Source organism: Vibrio rhizosphaerae, assembly GCF_024347095.1.
In the GTDB taxonomy this organism is placed as follows: Bacteria; Pseudomonadota; Gammaproteobacteria; order Enterobacterales; family Vibrionaceae; genus Vibrio; species Vibrio rhizosphaerae.
Genome location: NZ_AP024903.1, coordinates 1,507,214 through 1,524,275 on the forward strand (window position 1 = coordinate 1,507,214; position 17,062 = coordinate 1,524,275).

General features: G+C 49.4%; 15 protein-coding genes. 4 read left to right on the forward strand and 11 right to left on the reverse strand.

Features of this window, described 5'->3' with window-relative positions; translation table 11 throughout:
* Positions 1–735: 735 nt before the first annotated feature.
* From OCV37_RS06435 to OCV37_RS06475, 9 genes are all read right to left on the reverse strand, one after another.
* Positions 736–1,551, reverse strand: coding sequence for a phosphodiesterase (locus tag OCV37_RS06435; RefSeq protein WP_038178299.1), 816 nt, complete (start codon positions 1,549–1,551; stop codon positions 736–738).
* Complete coding sequence (locus OCV37_RS06440) at positions 1,545–2,648, reverse strand: ABC transporter ATP-binding protein (RefSeq protein WP_038178300.1); 1,104 nt, start codon at positions 2,646–2,648, stop codon at positions 1,545–1,547. Before OCV37_RS06440 ends, OCV37_RS06435 begins: the two co-directional genes overlap by 7 nt.
* A gap of 28 nt (positions 2,649–2,676) precedes the next feature.
* Entirely contained in the window at positions 2,677–3,462 is a 786-nt protein-coding gene (locus OCV37_RS06445; RefSeq protein WP_038178301.1) for an ABC transporter permease, read from the reverse strand.
* A gap of 3 nt (positions 3,463–3,465) precedes the next feature.
* Positions 3,466–4,278, reverse strand: coding sequence for an ABC transporter permease (locus OCV37_RS06450; RefSeq protein WP_051680300.1), 813 nt, complete (start codon positions 4,276–4,278; stop codon positions 3,466–3,468).
* 40 nt (positions 4,279–4,318) lie between these two features.
* Entirely contained in the window at positions 4,319–5,323 is a 1,005-nt protein-coding gene (locus OCV37_RS06455) for an ABC transporter substrate-binding protein (RefSeq protein ID WP_038178438.1), read from the reverse strand.
* 5 nt (positions 5,324–5,328) lie between these two features.
* Entirely contained in the window at positions 5,329–6,354 is a 1,026-nt protein-coding gene (locus tag OCV37_RS06460; protein ID WP_261888137.1) for a substrate-binding domain-containing protein, read from the reverse strand.
* A gap of 376 nt (positions 6,355–6,730) precedes the next feature.
* Positions 6,731–7,084: a bactofilin family protein gene (locus OCV37_RS06465; RefSeq protein WP_245609097.1), complete on the reverse strand. Its 354-nt coding sequence runs from the start codon at positions 7,082–7,084 to the stop codon at positions 6,731–6,733.
* 8 nt (positions 7,085–7,092) lie between these two features.
* Positions 7,093–8,046 (reverse strand): M23 family metallopeptidase, encoded by a 954-nt coding sequence (locus OCV37_RS06470; protein WP_038178304.1) that lies wholly within the window; start codon positions 8,044–8,046, stop codon positions 7,093–7,095.
* A gap of 196 nt (positions 8,047–8,242) precedes the next feature.
* Entirely contained in the window at positions 8,243–9,670 is a 1,428-nt protein-coding gene (locus tag OCV37_RS06475; RefSeq protein ID WP_038178305.1) for a S41 family peptidase, read from the reverse strand.
* A gap of 366 nt (positions 9,671–10,036) precedes the next feature.
* On the opposite strand from OCV37_RS06475, the gene OCV37_RS06480 reads away from it, so the two are divergent.
* A complete protein-coding gene (locus tag OCV37_RS06480) occupies positions 10,037–10,312 on the forward strand; it encodes a DUF134 domain-containing protein (protein ID WP_038178306.1) in 276 nt (91 codons plus the stop codon).
* Positions 10,313–10,793: 481 nt separating this feature from the next.
* Positions 10,794–11,327: a NifB/NifX family molybdenum-iron cluster-binding protein gene (locus OCV37_RS06485; protein ID WP_051680291.1), complete on the forward strand. Its 534-nt coding sequence runs from the start codon at positions 10,794–10,796 to the stop codon at positions 11,325–11,327.
* Between the two features lie 100 nt (positions 11,328–11,427).
* Here OCV37_RS06485 and OCV37_RS06490 read toward each other — a convergent pair whose 3' ends face one another.
* The gene (locus OCV37_RS06490) at positions 11,428–13,212 is read right to left on the reverse strand and encodes an ABC transporter ATP-binding protein (RefSeq protein WP_038178307.1); all 1,785 of its coding nucleotides are present in this window, start codon (positions 13,210–13,212) and stop codon (positions 11,428–11,430) included.
* The gene (locus OCV37_RS06495; RefSeq protein ID WP_038178308.1) at positions 13,209–14,948 is read right to left on the reverse strand and encodes an ABC transporter ATP-binding protein; all 1,740 of its coding nucleotides are present in this window, start codon (positions 14,946–14,948) and stop codon (positions 13,209–13,211) included. Before OCV37_RS06495 ends, OCV37_RS06490 begins: the two co-directional genes overlap by 4 nt.
* A gap of 312 nt (positions 14,949–15,260) precedes the next feature.
* Here OCV37_RS06495 and OCV37_RS06500 point away from each other — a divergent pair, with 312 nt between their 5' ends.
* Both OCV37_RS06500 and OCV37_RS06505 read left to right on the forward strand, forming a co-directional pair.
* The gene (locus OCV37_RS06500) at positions 15,261–16,319 is read left to right on the forward strand and encodes an FAD:protein FMN transferase (protein WP_038178309.1); all 1,059 of its coding nucleotides are present in this window, start codon (positions 15,261–15,263) and stop codon (positions 16,317–16,319) included.
* Positions 16,320–16,407: 88 nt separating this feature from the next.
* Positions 16,408–17,061 (forward strand): potassium channel family protein, encoded by a 654-nt coding sequence (locus tag OCV37_RS06505; protein ID WP_038178310.1) that lies wholly within the window; start codon positions 16,408–16,410, stop codon positions 17,059–17,061.
* Position 17,062 lies beyond the last annotated feature (1 nt).

Here is a 17,062-nt window from a genome sequence, read left to right on the forward strand (position 1 = left end):
GATGGCGATGAGATCGAGGAACGGGATTGCGCACCAAACTCAGCACCACCCTTTTACTTTTCCAGCCTCCGGCGTTGCAGTTTGACGCACAGTTGCGTTCCTCAATATCAGAGGCATCGGTGCCCAGTGCGCCAGTTACTCTTGCAGAGATGCAAGAGTAACCAGAAGATCTTTTTTGTTTGACGGAGTCACACGCTGTCCAGAACCAGCTTTTACGGGCGTCCTGCCCGGAAAAGCCTAACCATTCATCCTTGAATGGTTTTCTTTGTTGGGTGGTTTGTTTGAATTGGGTGAAATCTCTTTAAGGCGAAGCCAAATTGATCGATGATCTCAGGGTAAAATTCATGGATGAATTTTAAGCTTTTCGTGAGCAGGAGCGAATAAAAGCGACCCTGATTACGTGCGCTGAACCCAAAAAGATGTTTTTGGTTCCTTTTGACATCTATCAAAAGGAACTGGGGCGCTTTCGAAGAAGCTAATGAAATCGAAGAAAGTCATTGCGCACCAAACCACAGCATTACCAATCCAAACCACAACATGACCAATCTTATTCCCCCGCCTTGGCTGAGGGAGATGCTTTTGGTTCCTTTTGACATCCATCAAAAGTAACTGGGGCGCTTTCGGAGATGGCAATGAGATCGAAGAAAGTCATTGCGTCCCAAACCACAGTATTACCAATCCAAACCTCCACGCCATACCCAAAAAACACCTTCCAAAAACACCCCCAAAAACCAACTAATCTATCAAACAATGATTCTCATCGAAAAACGGATAAGGCCCCTCAACCGCATCGATATAACTGATATGGCTGCAAATTCCCTCCGGTTCGAGACGGAACAACTGAATGGCTCCCGGCTCCAGTGAGAAACAAGCGGGCGCTTGGGGATCTAAATCGAGCGTCACGGCATGGCTGTGAGACGGGCCGACCCAGACGGGGATTCGATGCCACGTCGCTACAATCGGGCGATGTATGTGGCCGACAACAATCCCGGCCACATGCGGGTGAGATTGCAATACTTGATATAATTCATCACTGTTCTGGAGGTTTTGCACATCCATATGTTGTAACCCGACCGTCATCGGCGGGTGGTGCATAAATAGCAATGCCGGATGATGTTGCGTTGCCGAGAGTTGTTCATCAAGCCATCGGAGTGTCGCTTGACTCAACATGCCATAAGGCTGACCGGGTACGGAACTATCCAGCCCAATCAGTTGATAGCCGCCGACATGCTCACTGAAGTTACAAAATACCGGTGTGTCAAACGCGAGCCAGCCTTGCAATGCATCACGCAAATGCGTTCTGTTGTCATGGTTACCCGGAATGACGCGCACCACTGGTTTTAAGCGTTGCAGCTCGGCAACCAGCAGTTGATATTCGTCAGGGGTGCCGAAGTCTGCCAAGTCACCGGTGATGACCACCCGGTCAGGCATCGGCTTGAGCCGGTTGATATGATGAATCGCATGACGCAGGCAACCTAATGTATCGACCTTTTTATACGCCAGTTTGCCTGACTGCTTAATGTGTAAATCGGTTAACTGTGCGATTAGCATTCACGGTCTCCAATAAAAACCAAGCGCTCAGGCGCAACGGATAAGTAAACAGATTGCTGCGGCTGATAATGACGGCGGGCAAAACAGTCGATCATCAGCAGTTCATCAAGGCTGGGGATTGTGACTTGCACACGGGTGCGATCCCCTAAAAAAGTACTGCTTTGCACTTGTGCGAGGAGGGTATTGTCTGTTGCTGCATCAAGGATTTGGATATCCTCCGGGCGTACCATCGCGGTGGCCGGTTGCCCCTCACCGAGTTGCGCGCAGTGCGATTCGCTCAGGCGTAGCTGTTGTGTTTGCCCTTGGCCGGAGACATCGCCGAGGATGAATGCATTGTCCTCACGCTTGCCATGAAAACAGTTGATCTGACCGATAAAGTCTGCCACGAAGTGATTGTTCGGTGTCAGGTAAATCTCTTCCGCACTGCCGATCTGAGCAATTTCACCGTGATCGAGGACGGCAATCCGATCGCCCATCACCATCGCTTCTTCCTGATCATGGGTGACATAAATCGCCGTGATACCTAACCGTTTAAGCATCTGGTGAATGTCAATCCGCAGCCGCTGTTTGAGACGGGCGTCTAAGGCGGAAAGGGGTTCATCAAGCAATAACACCTCCGGCTCGGTGATAATCGCCCGTGCCAGAGCTACGCGCTGGCGTTGTCCGCCGGAGAGCTGGCTGATATCACGCTCTGCATACGGTTCGAGATCGAACATGGTCAGCATTTCCGCGACTTTGGCCTGTCGCTGCGCTTTGTTTTCACCGCGGACCCGCAAGCCATAGCCGATGTTGTCGCGGACATTCATATTGGGAAACAGCGCATAAGACTGAAACACCATCCCGACTTGGCGGTGCTCGATGGGTTGGTGGGTGACATCCCGCTCGCCAAAATGAATGGTGCCGCCGGGGTCGGCAAACTCTAACCCGGCAATCAGGCGCAGGGTGGTGGTTTTACCGCAGCCGGAGGGGCCGAGCAGCACTAATATTTCACCGGCTTCGACCTGTAAATCAAGAGGCTTGAGAGCCAATGTGCCATCAGCAAAGGTCTTCTGAACCTGCTTCAGAGTCATCGCAACACTGGATTTCGCTATATTCATATCAATATCACTTTCATGCAGCTGTCGGTTAACGACGCTGAGTTTTTCGGTTAAACAGTTGAGCCAGAATCAGCAGCGGCAGAATCAGACCCAAAAATATCAGGGTATAGGCAGAACTCACTTCAAGACGCATCGACGCGTAGGCATCGGCCAGTCCGACCGGCAGCGTTTTGGTGAGTGGGGTGTGCAGCATCCAGGTGAGATTAAATTCACCGACGGAGAGAGTCAGCGTCATCAGTACGCCACTGATGATACCGGTCATGCAGTTGGGCACGATGATATGCATAAACCGTTGCGTGAAGCTGGCTCCGAGGCTGGCTGCACCTTCTTCCAGTACGCGAAAGTTGATGCTGGAGAGAATCGCCACAACGGCTTTGACCATAAACGGCAAAGTAAAAATGACATGGCCGACTAAAATGAACAGCCAACTGGCGCGAAAGTCGTGAAAGCCGCCATAGACTGAAATCAGCCCCAGTGCGATCGCCATACCCGGTATGGCAATGGGTAAGGTCAGGCATTCTTCGAACCACAGCGAAAAACGGGTGCGGTAGCGCGCCAGATAGTAGGCACACGGTACACCAACGATTACGTTAATCGCGGTAGTGACTAATGCAATTTGTAACGTCAGCCAGACCGTATCGGCATACATTGACCAGACTTGTTCAACCCACTGTAAGGTGAGGCCGCTTTTCAGGCCGACGAAATAATTTTGGGTTAAACCGGCCATGACCGACATCACCACCGGGATAATCAAAAATGCACACACCAGCAGGGTGAAGATCAGTTGTGCGTAGAAGTAACGATTTTTTTCCATGAGTTAGCCTCCCATATTCAGGGATGTTGCCCCTTTGAGCCGCGCCAGAGCGAGACACAGCCAAGTTACGGCACCCAAGATCAGGCTTAATGCCGCAGCCATAGCAAAATTGGCGTTCAGGGTAAACTCGGTATAAATGGTCATCGGCAGTACGTTGATGTCGGTTGCCAGCGAAAAGGCGGTGCCGAATGCGCCCATCGAGGTGGCAAAGCAGAGCGAGCCGGAGGAGATCAGGCCGGGGGTTAACGCCGGCAGGGTGATGTCCCGCAGGATCTGCCAGCGGCTGGCCCCCAGTGATCGTCCGGCTTCGACTAAATTGTGATCGAGTTTTTCGGCAGCGCCCATCACGGTCAGCACGACACGCGGGATTGAGAAATAGAGATAACCGAGAAACAGCCCGGCCATGGTATAAGCAAACACCCAACGCTCACCAACCAGCGCGAGACTCGCCTGAGCAACCATACCTTGGCGACCGGCCAGCATGATGACGAAGAAACCAATCACCACCCCCGGAAACGCCAGCGGAAAACTCAGCATCGCAATCAGGAGCGATTTGCCCCGGAACTGATAACGGGTGAGAAACAGCCCGGAAATTGTGGCAATCACCAGACTGACCAAGGTCACGAGAACTGACAGCACCACAGTTGACAGCAGGCTTCGGTAGTACGTCGGTTGGGTAAAGATGGACCAGTAAGATTGGCCGGTGCCATCGGCGAGCGACAGCCAGATCAGTTTGCCGACGGGCAGCAGAAAGAAGGTCAGACTGATCATCAATGCCGGAAGCAGCAACATCAGCCGTGAAAAATTGTGTTTCATCATAAAGTGAAGGGTGGCGTTACCACCACCCGGCCTGTGATTATTTAACTTCATTCAGATAACGCTGTGCAAAAGCGTTTTGTGCCTGTGACATCTTGGCAAAATCGACTGCTTTTGCCCGTTTATAGTCAGCATCCGGCAGGAACTTCGCACGCGTTTTAGCGCTCATCGCCGAAGGAATCACCGGACGCAGATAAGCATCGGCCCACAACCGCTGACCGGCATCAGAGAGGACGAAGTCGAGTACTTTGCGGCCATTTTCAGGATGGGGTGAGTTTTTCACTTTGCTCATCACGTAAGGAACCACAATGGTGCCTTCTTTCGGAATCACGAACTCAACCGGGGCTTTATCGTTATATTTGGCCCGATAGGCGTTAAAGTCGTAGTCCAGCAAAATGGGGATCTCGCCTGATATGACGCGGGCATAAGAGGTTTGCTTCGGCACAATCGGGTGGTTTTTGCGCAGTGCCTGAAAATAGTGAATCGCCGGGGTGAAATCATCCATTGTGCCACCCATCGCCTGATTGATCGCCACGGCACTGGCATAACCGACAAACGCACTGGTTGGGTCTAAGTAACCGACCATGCCACGATATTCCGGTTTGAGCAGATCTTGCCAGGATTGTGGGACCGGCGCGCCATCAAGTGCGGCTTTGTTGACGAAAAAGCCCAGTGTGCCGGAATGAATTGCAAACCAGTTGCCTTGCGGATCTTTCAGACCTGCCGGGATTTTATCCCAGTTGTGTGGCTTATAAGGTTCAACGACCCCTTTTTGTGCCGCGATAATGCCAAACGAAACGCCGTAGTACACCACATCGGCGACCGGGTTGTCTTTTTCTGCCACTAACTGAGACAGGGATTGCCCCGAGTTTTTGTTGTCGATGGGAATATTAATGCCCAGTTTATCTTTAATCTGTTTTAACTGACCGCCCCAATTGGCCCATTCCGGGGGACAGTTATAACAGATGGCATCCGCTGCCTGCGCACTACCGGTGATGAAGCCGGTTGCCATCAGTGCCAAAGTTGCAATATGTTTTAATTTCATAACAATCATCCTATTGATTGAAGTGATTCAACGTGAGGTTTAACCGGAGCAACTGTTCCTGTCAGACTGAGCTCATAGGGCAGTTCTCGTTGGCGTGGTAAAGTCGTGTGATGTTTCGAGTTCAACAGTAAATCAACGGCAAGATGCCCCATTTGCAGGTGGGGAACCTTCACCGTTGCCAAAGCGGGGTAGGTAATTTGTCCGAGTGACATGCCGTCAAATCCCACCACCGAAGTCTCTTCCGGTACGCGGATACCGGTGTGGCGCAGGTGACGGATCAGTTTCAGCGCAATAAGGTCGTTGCTGCAAAACCAAGCGCTCGGTGCATGGTGTGACAGTGACGGCTCAAGATCGGTGAACGGTGTGTCGGCCATCGGATCCACTTCCAGTAAGGTGTGTAAACAGGCCTGCTTATCCTGAGCGATACGGGCTTTGAATCCCTGATAACGGCGTTCGGCCCGGTCGGAGCGATTGAATTGCCCTGCGACCATGCCGAGTTTCCGGTGGCCGAGTCGGAGCAAGTGATCGGCGACATCCCATCCGGCCTGAAAATTATTGACGTAAACGGTGGCATCATCGGCAGTGAACTGGTTGTGAACCAAACTCAGCGGGAAGTTAAATTCTTTTAATAGCGACAGGGCTTGATTGTTTTGCATACTGGCGACGGTCAGAATGACGCCACTGACCCGTTGACGAATGAAATCAACCACAGCCTGATACTCCCGCGCCTGCTGATATTCGGTGTCGATGATAATGGTCGAATAACCGAAGTGGCGTGCTCTTTCCTGAATGCCGGCAACGATCTCGGCAAAGACCGGATTGAGTAAGCTGGGGATCAGTACCCCAATGGTCGGATTATGATTGAGTGACACGCGGGTGGATTTCTGCTTCGGATGATAGCCGGTTAAGTACACGACTTTTTCTATCCGCTCGCGAGTCTGATGACAGATCAGGCCGGTGCCGTTGAAGTAACGCGATATGGTCGCCGGCGATACATTGGCGAGTGCTGCAATGTCTTTAATGTTCATCATTTCCCTCCCGAGTACAGCGCAAGGTTAGGAATCGCAGGTGACGTATTTATGACAAAAAATCGACGGGATATGTCATTTTGTCAGAGGGTTTTGGTATTTTAGCGACATATTCTCTTGAGATCGCGGATGAAATATTCTCGTTTCATTGCCAGTTTATGGCAGATGGAGAAAATCATTAATGAGATAAATGTTATTAATAATGTGATTTGTGTCACAGTTTGTGGCGAGATGGAGGAGGGAATCTGGCAGGACAGGGCGTGACCGGTGTCTTTCAATCTGACAATACCTGCATCAGCCGGTACGGTCAGATTGATGTTGCGTCGCACATACAATGGTTACCTAAAGCAATATCATCGAAAACAGAGATGATTGTTGATTAGGATGATGAACCACCTTGTTGTGCTTTTTTGCTTGGTGAGGTTTGAGTCGGCGCGGCTAAGCTTTCAGTCGTTTTGGCCCCCTGAAAGTCGACGACTTGTTGCTCCGGGGCTGGTTTTGTCACGCCGTTGAAGCGTCCGCCTTGTTCAATGCTGATATCGTCAGTATAGAGTGTGCCATCGACACGACCTTTACTTAAGATTTCAATGCGAGTGGCATAGCAAGTCCCTTGGAAACAGCCGTTGATGATAATATGCTCGGCATAAATTTCACCACTGGCAGAGCCGGATTCACTGATGATCAGTGTTTTATCGGTGTGGATCTGACCTTCAATCTTCCCATCAACTTGCATGTTGCTTTCTACTCGGAACTGGCCATTAATGGCGCAGCCTTCAGCGATGAGAGTTGTAACTGAGCACTGACTCTTTGCTCCACGTTGTTTATCAAAGATTCCCATCTTACTCCTCCAACTTTAGTAAAGATCGTATCAAAATTATTGATTCCCCAGAACACAAAGGGTTTGGGATCTAATGAGCGGCCGACAAAGCGAATTTCATAATGTAGGTGTGGCCCGGTACTCAATCCTGAATTTCCCACGTAACCAATGATATCGCCTTTATTGACGAACTCGCCCATTTTGACAGCAAATTTATTCATATGAGAATAAGAACTGGAAAAGCCGAATGAATGTCTCAATCTTAGGTAATTTCCGGAGCCTTTGACCAAGCTGGGGCGCACCACTTCAACCACGCCGTCTGCGGGGGCATAAATCGCCGAGCCTTTCGGCGCTGAGAAATCCTGACCCCGGTGAAATTCACTTTTTCCGGTGACCGGATTAATCCGGCGGCCGTAATCGGAAGACATGCGGGCTTTCTGAACCGGGAAACCATTCGGGATTTGATTGAGCAGGACCATGCGGACTGAAGAGGTGATAGCGGCAGTATCCAGCCGGGATTCAAGCGTCGCATCGTCTGAATCTTCCACACCGAGCACTTTTTCCAGATCACTCAGACGATCGGAAACCGTCTGCATTTTTTCTTCACGATCAAGCAGCTCACTTTGTAAGCCGACCTTGAGTTTTTTGAGGGATGCGACATCTTCAGAAAGAGACATCGACTGATTTTCCAGTTCTCGTTGCTTTGATTTCGCAAAATCCACTTCGTTCATCAGGTAATAGATGATACCGGCAGTACTCACAATCGCTGCCATCAGGATATAACCCGCACTCTTAATACATTTCTGGTACCAACGGCCGACATGGAAATGGCGGGTTCCGTTGATAGAAGATACTGATATAACGAGGTTTTCTTTCATACATCATCAGCATTGGTAAATACAATGTCAGGATTCTATCAGTTTTCTGTCAACGATTGAATTTTCATCAGTGATCTTGAGTGGAAAACTGCAATATTGTGCAAATTTAGCCGAAACCATATGTAGCAGCACCGACAGCGCGAGGGGCTGTCGGTGCTGGTCTGATTTAAAAATAATTGTATGACGTGAAAGGCGTTCAGCGCGACAACAGACGAATTGCCTGAGCCAGAGCGTGATCCTGATGGTGGTTGAGATCGGCTAGTGTCAGGGCTGTGACGGGGATATCCGGGTGGATGCCGATGCCTTCGTAGGATTGATATTGTGTGTCGATGTAAACTTCATTGGACAAACTGATTTGCCAGCCATTAGGCAGGGTTTTCACCAAGGCATCCGATAATGCGCCGCTACTGGTCTCGCCCATAAATGTGACTTGTGGCAGCGCTTTCATCATCATGAGGAAGACTTCTCCGGCACTGACGGTTGTACCGCTGACCAGAATCGTGACGGGACGCGTATAAGCGGGCGTATTGTCTGGAGCTGGTAAGTCGAGCCAGTGAATTTCACCGTCACCGGCAATGGTTCGGGTGAATTTACCGATGACGCGCTGAGTGACCGGATTAAACCGGCTGGCAAGTGCCAGTGACACACCATCGGCACCGCCGCCATTGAACCGCATATCAATGATCATGGTCTCTGTATTGCGCATATCCTGCATTGCCTGATCAATCACCTGCGCCATATTACTGACCCATTGTTCGGGGTCATCCGGATTTTCACCCGTATCCAGCAGCATCATATTCGGACGAAGATAACCAATTTTGCCTTGATTGAATGTCCCCCAGACAACACGCTCCGCGCCATATAAAGTATCGGCTGAGTGACCGTTGATGATCCGGACACTACCGGCATCCATTGTTTGTTGTTGCATCAGCGAAATTTGTGCCAGACGGTCTGCGACGTAGGTGTCAAAGTCACTGATTTCGGTTTGGCTGAGGAAGCCCTGTTGTAATGTCCGTAAGACACCTTTGGGTGGGGCGGGGGCGTACTCATCGTCGCCGAAAGTCAGGACGACATGATCATCGGAAAAACCGCTGAGCGATGTTTTGATGAGCTGGAGCAGGTCACTTTCGTTGATGTCATCGCTCAAATCCGGTGCCACTTGTTGATAGACCTGCGCCCAGTCGATGCCGCGCTCCTGAAAGAAAGCGTAATAGTCATGCATCGTCGTCCAGAAGAAATGATAAATCTCAACAGGGGATGCATTTGCATCCAGTCGTTGCCCCGGCTGACACTGTGTTGGTAAGGCGGACAGGCGTTCAAATTGCTGTGCAAAAGGGCGGGCCATCTGGCGGGATGTCAGCGTCATGCCGTCATGAGATAATGTCGCGTTGGGAAAGTAGGTTGTTTGCATGTCGGTTTTGGTCATGGTTTCTGCCAGCACACATCCTTCGCTGTTGAATTGATATATTTTACTTTCTGTATCATCTAACTGATAAATGTCACCGTATCCCTGATGTTTCCAGAGCCCATCAAAATTCACTGAAGTCTGACAGGCAGCAGCTAAGGTGATGGGAGCAATGCAAATGAACCGGGAAGTATATTTTATCCATGAAGCCGAAATCATTAGTGAGTCCTGTTTTATAGTAAATATTCGATATTGAAAGATTGGTATAAAAGTTCCTGAGTAGGTTAAACCAATATTCAACCCGAAAATGTGAAAAAATGATAAAAGGGACAATCAGACACAATTTGATATATTTCAGTGACTTTACTCGGAAGAATATCAGTTGATAAATAACCGACAGATTGGATTTGTAGTGATGTCTAAGTTGCGATAGGGATAGTGAGTGCTTTAAAGCTCTTGTGCTTGATGTCTTAATCTGTAGTTGAGAGATGTCAAAAACGAATCGTATGAGAAGCTATCGACTTTGGTAGGGTTCGATTATGATGAACGATAATTTGTGGATACATATATTGAGAGGCGTCATCGATGGGGCGGAATAAAATTCCTCGTGTGATTTGTGGTAAACCTGCGGATAGTTGTTTCAAACCGAACGGTATTCCGATGAACCAGCTGGCGCAGCTTGATTTAGCCGCGGATGAATTTGAAGCCTTGCGTCTGGTTGATTTGCAGGGGATGCATCAGCAGGATGCGGCTGTTGCAATGGGGGTTTCCCGACAAACGCTGGCCAATTTGGTTAAGTCTGCCCGTTTCAAAGTCGCGGACTGTTTAGTCAATGGTAAAGCATTGATGATGTGCCCTTAAGATCAGGCGCTGCTCTTCGTTCTGATCATTCGTTTCGACATTTCACTTTTATATCACCTTTCTGATTAATAACCCGGTATACAGCCACAGCCGTATACCGGGTTATTAGTTTTGCTTTCCTGTCCTGTCAATCCGGCACACGTCTGGCGGCACCGATTCTGTTGGTGAACCATTGACTGGGCAGACCTGCGGTACCCGGTGTCTTTTTATCACTCTTGTCTTTTTATAATTTGCATATGCTATAAAATAGGACTATAAATAGCATATGCCAATTAATTGGGTGCAAAAGTCGCACCTTGTCACTGAGAGGGCAGCGTCGGTGTGTGCCGTTGTTTATTTCAAAGAACTGTTTATTTCAAAGAACTGTTTATTTCAAAGCACTGTTTATTTCAAACAACGGTTTATTTCGTTCATGATTTATGTTGACTCAGCCCATTGATCGGTTGGGTTTGCTCAACATTCAGCACAGGAGTAATTTCTGATGATTATTGCGATTCCAGTTAAAGAAGAGCGTATTGCCAACCATTTTACCAAAGCCGACCATTTTATTTTTACGGATGAGTCAGGTGAGATTGTGGGACGTCAACCAAATCCCGCACAGGCTGCCGGTTGTGCTGGGAAGTCTGCATTACTGGCATTGCTCCAGAGTGAGCGGGTAGAGCGGGTGATTGTCCGTCAGATTGGTCAGCGGATGCTGAGCCGATTACTCGACAATCAATTTGCCGTCTTTCAAACGCAGACGGGTCGTCAGGAGCTACGGCACCTGATTCAGGCAGCGGATGAATGGATTCCGCTCACGGATACAAAACAGGGACGTCAGTCGGTCAATTATCAAACCAAGCAACAACAAGGCGGTTGTTGCGGGCATCATCAACATGAACACCATGATCTTGTGCAGACTCATTGTCAGGGCCATCGGTGCTGTGAGACCGGTGAGCCGGGTGAATGTGCAACTCACGAAAGTGCAGGACATCAGCCACGGCGGCATGGCAAAGGACGTTGTTGCCACTCCTGAAAAGCGGCGCGATGCATGATCAAAAATGAGAGCCGTCGGGCTCTCATTGGGAGGGAGGGATTGGTGGATGATGCCACAAGAACTAATTTGAGTGACGTTGTCACTCAGCCGCCTGTGCCACCCGCTTTTCCTGCTGCTGTAGCTGATACATAGCGCGATACCGGCCTTGTGGGAGCGTCATCAACTGGTGATGATCGCCTTGTTCGATAAGGTGGCCATGTTCCAGAACCAAAATCTGATCGGCATGGCGAATGGTGGACAGGCGATGAGCCACCACAATCAGCGTCACCTGACCTTGCAGATCGTTCAGTGCTCGCTGGACAACCTGCTCGGTTTCACTATCGACATTCGCTGTGGCTTCATCGAGTAACAGCACTTTGGGTGAACCGGCCAGAGCACGGGCGATAATCAGTTGTTGACGCTGTCCGGTTGAGAGCCGCAAGCCACCCTCACCGAGCTGGGTCTGATACCCGTCCTTCATCGCCATAATCACATCATGCAAATGGGCCTTGCGTGCCGCCAGATGTACCGCGGCCTCGCTTAAGTGTCGCCCCATGTCGATGTTATCGAAGATCGTTGTGGCGAGAATAAACGGATCCTGAGGAATAAAACTGACCCCCTGACGTAAGGCGTCATGACTAAAATCATTGAGGGGATGCCCGTCAATACAGATCGTGCCGGACTGCGGCTGATAAAAATTGAGTAACAGACTCATGAAGGTACTTTTGCCGCTGCCGGTGTGTCCGACGATGGCAAAAAATTGTCCGGCGCTGATTTCGGCATTGATATCCTGCAAAACCGGATGATCACTCTGATAAGCAAAATTTAAGTTTTTAATCGCCAGATGTCCGGCATCAATCCGGGTACAGGTGCCTTTCTCGGCGGTAGCTGATGATTCCTGTAGCAGTTCATAGACGCGGTTACCGGCGACAATGGCTTGTTGATACAAGCCGAAGCGTTGGGTGATTTCGATTAACGGCTCTGAGAATCGTCCCAAATAGTTGAGGTAAGCGTACAGCACCCCGACTTCAGCGACCCCCTGAACCACTTGCAGACCAAAAAACCACACCACACTTCCCAGGACAATAATACTAAATAAGTTGATTGCCGGACGGAGCAACAAGGATGAAATCGTGACCGTTTTCAGGCGGGTATCGTAATAATGCGCATTGATTTGATCAAACTGCGACAGTTTCGCCTGCTGTTGGTTGGTCGCTTGAATCACGGTCATGCCGCTGATGGATTCGTTCATTGTCGCGTTAATGTCGGAGCGAAAACGACGGCTGTCGGTGACATTTTTGACACTAAAGCGTTGATACAAATAGATGAGTCCGATAACGGTCGGCAGCAGTAAGAGGGCGACCAGCATCAATTGAATATCTAAAATCGCCATCGCAATCAGGATGCCAATCAGCAGAATAATATTGGTCAGTACATTGGATAAAAACTGTACGTAAATATCTTTGATTGATTCGGTATCATTGGTAATCCGGCTCACCAGTTGTCCGGTGCGGGCATAGTCAAAATAGGACATGGGCAAAGACAGAACGTGCTTGAACACACGTTTGCGAATATCCAGCACCGCATACAGGGCCATATCCAGAAAACGCAGTGTTTGCCGGTATTTGAGGTAAGTCCCCACGACCGTTGACAGAATAAACAAACTGATAATGCCGACAATGGGCCAGAATGGATAATGATCCGGCACAATAAAATCATCGATAAACACTTTACTTAATAGCGGGCCTAACACCTCAAATCCTGTTGCGATCACAACCAGAATCAAGGTTTTAATCAATAGCGCTTTATCTGCAAAGACGTAACTCATCAACATGCGTAGCGAGCCCGTGTGTTGATTCTCCTGCTTAGAATTTTTGAGACTCATGCGGATACACTCTCCATCGCCTGTTCCATCTGTTGATAGGCAGCCATTCTTGAATACCAGCCATCACCGGCGATTAATTGCTGATGTTTCCCTCTTTCAATCACTTCACCGTGCGCCATCACCAGAATCTCTTCCGCGTGTTCAACGGCTGACAGACGGTGACTGACGATAATGAGAGTCTGAGCTTTGCGTTGTCGCAGATGCTGAATGATGATTTTTTCCGTCCGGATATCAACGGCCGAGAGCGCATCATCGAGAATGAGGATCGGCGCATTACTGATTAACGCCCGGGCAATGGAAATCCGTTGGCGTTGCCCTCCGGATAGTGTCACGCCTCGCTCTCCGACAGTGGTCTGATAGCCGTCGGGGAATTGGCGGATGTCCGCGTCAATTGCAGCCAATTGGGCTGCCTGATAGACGGCTTCATCGGTAGCATCCGGGCGTCCCATACGGATGTTTTCCATAATCGTGGCACTGAACAGAAACGCATCCTGAGGCACATACGCATAAAGTGCCCGCAGTTGGGACAACGGAATCTGGCGGATAGGGGTGCCACCGACTTGGATGGCGCCTTCACCGGATTCCCAATAGCGCATTAAAAGCTGGAGCAGGGTTGATTTGCCCGCACCGGTGGCACCGACAATGCCGAAAACGCGGTTTTCTTTTAAACGAAACGAAACATTTTTCAGGCTAGGCTGAGCCGTCTCCGGATAATGAAACGTCAGATGACTGACCGTCACACGATAACCTTTGGGGGTGAACTGACCGTGGTCTTCAATGGTATCGGGTAAGGTGAGTAATTCATTGAGACGTCCGATGGCTGCGTTGCCGCGTTGCAAAATATTCATGAGCCAACCGAAGGCAAACATGGGCCAGATCAACTCCGATAAATACAGCGTGAAGCTGGTTAATTGCCCGATCGTTAACTGACCTGCGTGAATTTGCCAGCCTCCGGCGAGTAAGACAATCAGCAAAGCTGCACCGAGACTCAGTTGAATGATGGGATCAAACAAGGCTTCTGAACGCTGGACTTGGTAGGTACTGCTGGCGGCCTGTTCTGCAATCTGATCAAACTGTTTGGCTTCAATCGACTCTCTGCCCATCGATTTAATCATGCGAATGCCCGTCATGGCTTGTTGTGTCTGCTCATTCAACGAGGAAAACCGATCAAGAGTCGTTTTGAACTGGTGATGAATCTTGCTGGACAGACGATAAAAGCCGAAGCCCATCAACGGAAAGGGGAGGATCGCTAAGGCGGCGAGTCGCCAGTCGATAAAGACAAACATCATCACAAGGACCAGTATAAAGGTCAGCAGCCCGTCAAAGCCCGATAGAATCCCTTCACCGGCGGCAATTTCAACCGCATCAATATCATTGGTGGCTCGCGCCATCAAATCCCCGGTTGAGTGGTGATTGTAGAAGGCCTGTCCTTGCCGGGTCAGACGTTGATAAAACTGCTGACGCAGGAGATTACCCAGCTTATAGGAGGTGCCGAATAGCATCCGTCGCCAGCCGTAACGAAGCAGGTAGACGATAAGGCTCGCGAGCAACAGGCCGAGTAACTGGTACTTTGCTTGTGTCATGCTCCGGGTGGCAAGCAGATGGTCAACGGTTTGACCGATAAACCATGGAATGGCCATATTGATCAGCGCGACAATGACGAGCATGAGCAACGCTAATGTGTAAGTAAACCAATAGCGGCGAAAGAACCATCCCAAGTGTTGAAATAATTGCATGTAATTTGTTATCCGGTGTGAGCGGTTTATTCTCTTTTCCAGACCGCTCATATTGAGTAGGTTGCATTTTTATCAGCAACATTCTTACTAAACCAAGTCATCTTGTCTAGTCAGGTGTCGTGAAACGGGCTGCATTTGTTGTGGTCTTGTTTGTCTGTCCCGGTGCATGACGGCTTCAGAATTGTAGGTTGCCGAATCTGTTTGGGCTGTGAAGTCAATGTTTTTGGCGCGTATTGCCGAGACTTTGGGTATAGTAATCTTTTCTGCCTGCCGTTAAACTTTGGCCAGTTTTTTTATCAATCAGGTTGCTTTATGTTTACCCAAAGAATGTTATTGAACCGTTTTCGTTGCGTGATTGCGCTATTATTCCTTGTCATGATGACCGCATGTAGTCGGATGCCGACATTAGAAAAGTTGGACGGGTATGCGCAGGGAACAACTTATCATATCAGTTGGTGGTCTGAAGCGGGAGTTTCGGCCGATGACATTCGTCCGCTGTTTGATCAACGTCTGGCACAGATTGATAAAGAGTTATCGACTTATCGTGATGATTCTTACATTTCACTGTTTAACCAGAGCCATTCGACCGAATGGCAACCCGCCTCGGATGACTTCATCGAACTCTTGAAAATTGCACGCCGGGTGAATGAGAAAACTCAGGGTTGCTATGACCCGACCGTCGGACCGCTGTTTAATTTGTGGGGGTTTCGGAAAAGTGATTTCAAAGTGCCGGATAGCCAGCAAATTGCTGCGGTCAAAGCTGAGCTGGGGCTGAATAAAATTCAGGTAGATGAACAGGGCAAACGCATTCGTAAAACTTTACCGCAGGTACAGCTCGATTTCTCGTCCATGGGGGAAGGTTATACGATTGGTAAGCTCAGTGCGATCTTGGAATCTCACGGCATTGTCAATTATCTGGTCGAATTTGGCGGAGACATGAAAATCAAAGGGCACAAGCCCGATGGTTCGAAGTGGCGGATTGCGATTGAACGCCCGGTCCATAAAGATGATGATATTGAGCCTTATAAGATTGTCACCATTCAGGATGAACAAGGTGTGACGCTGGATACATCCGGAACTTACCGCCGCTCTTTTGATGCCGATGGTCATTCATATTCTCACATTCTTGATCCCCGGACCGGCGCTTCGGTGACGCACGATTTGGTGTCTGCATCTGTGTTCGGTCATAACCCCGCAGAAAGTGACGCCTGGGCAACGGCAATGTTATGTCTGGGGCCGAAAGTGGGCTATCAGGTCGCACAACAGGAGAATCTAGAGGTGTTCTTCATTCGAGCAGAACACGAAAAATTTATTGATCAGCTGAGTCCGGCACTCGAGCATTCCAAACGGGTGCTGCTCCAACAGGAATAGTCTGAGAGGATTTCCTGAAGAATGCACCGGGTCGATATCTCGGTAAGTAACGGCAGAGACAGGGTAACCTGAGGAAGAGGTAAAAAGTATGGCACATTTTACGGTGATCGGTTTAGGACGGTTTGGCGTTGCAGCCAGTCTGGAGTTGATCCATCTCGGGCATACCGTGACCGGCGTGGATCGCAATCCGAAAATCGCGGAGCTATATGTTGAAGATCTGACACAATCGATCATTTGTGATGTGACTGATGAACATGCACTCAGAGAGCTGGAGCTGGCCGCGAGTAATGCCGTGCTGGTTGCAATTGGTGAAGATCTGGAATCGAGTTTGCTCTGTATTCTGGCGTTAAAGAATTTAGGGGTTAAAGAGATTTGGGTGAAAGCCAGCTCGAAAGCGCATCATACCATTGTGTCGAAACTGGGCGTGGCGAGAATTATTCACCCCGAAGAAGAGATGGGCGTGCGGATTGCTCAAGCGTTGAATTATCCGATGGTGAATAATTATCTGTCGATCGGCCATGGTTTATATGTGGTGGATATTGAGGTGACGTCGGTGTTACATCACCAGCCGATTTCGTCCTTGCTGGATAAAGCAGAAGGGGTGGTGGATGCGATTTTGGTCAAGCGTGGCCGGGAGACGTTTACCCGGCTGACCAATGATTTTCTGTTACAGGAAAACGATACCTTTTTGTTGTGTGGTACACGAGAAGCGTTGGAACAGATTGCGCCAAGGTTGGTGTGAG

Excerpts from the sequence above, each read along its gene's own strand:
- OCV37_RS06435 (WP_038178299.1), bottom strand. The coding sequence starts at position 1,551 with ATGCTAATCGCACAGTTAACCGATTTACACATTAAGCAGTCAGGCAAA.
- OCV37_RS06440 (WP_038178300.1), bottom strand. The coding sequence starts at position 2,648 with ATGAATATAGCGAAATCCAGTGTTGCGATGACTCTGAAGCAGGTTCAG.
- OCV37_RS06445 (WP_038178301.1), bottom strand. The coding sequence starts at position 3,462 with ATGGAAAAAAATCGTTACTTCTACGCACAACTGATCTTCACCCTGCTG.
- OCV37_RS06450 (WP_051680300.1), bottom strand. The coding sequence starts at position 4,278 with ATGAAACACAATTTTTCACGGCTGATGTTGCTGCTTCCGGCATTGATG.
- OCV37_RS06455 (WP_038178438.1), bottom strand. The coding sequence starts at position 5,323 with ATGAAATTAAAACATATTGCAACTTTGGCACTGATGGCAACCGGCTTC.
- OCV37_RS06460 (WP_261888137.1), bottom strand. The coding sequence starts at position 6,354 with ATGATGAACATTAAAGACATTGCAGCACTCGCCAATGTATCGCCGGCG.
- OCV37_RS06465 (WP_245609097.1), bottom strand. The coding sequence starts at position 7,084 with ATGCAAGTTGATGGGAAGATTGAAGGTCAGATCCACACCGATAAAACA.
- OCV37_RS06470 (WP_038178304.1), bottom strand. The coding sequence starts at position 8,046 with ATGAAAGAAAACCTCGTTATATCAGTATCTTCTATCAACGGAACCCGC.
- OCV37_RS06475 (WP_038178305.1), bottom strand. The coding sequence starts at position 9,670 with ATGATTTCGGCTTCATGGATAAAATATACTTCCCGGTTCATTTGCATT.
- OCV37_RS06480 (WP_038178306.1), top strand. The coding sequence starts at position 10,037 with ATGGGGCGGAATAAAATTCCTCGTGTGATTTGTGGTAAACCTGCGGAT.
- OCV37_RS06485 (WP_051680291.1), top strand. The coding sequence starts at position 10,794 with ATGATTATTGCGATTCCAGTTAAAGAAGAGCGTATTGCCAACCATTTT.
- OCV37_RS06490 (WP_038178307.1), bottom strand. The coding sequence starts at position 13,212 with ATGAGTCTCAAAAATTCTAAGCAGGAGAATCAACACACGGGCTCGCTA.
- OCV37_RS06495 (WP_038178308.1), bottom strand. The coding sequence starts at position 14,948 with ATGCAATTATTTCAACACTTGGGATGGTTCTTTCGCCGCTATTGGTTT.
- OCV37_RS06500 (WP_038178309.1), top strand. The coding sequence starts at position 15,261 with ATGTTTACCCAAAGAATGTTATTGAACCGTTTTCGTTGCGTGATTGCG.
- OCV37_RS06505 (WP_038178310.1), top strand. The coding sequence starts at position 16,408 with ATGGCACATTTTACGGTGATCGGTTTAGGACGGTTTGGCGTTGCAGCC.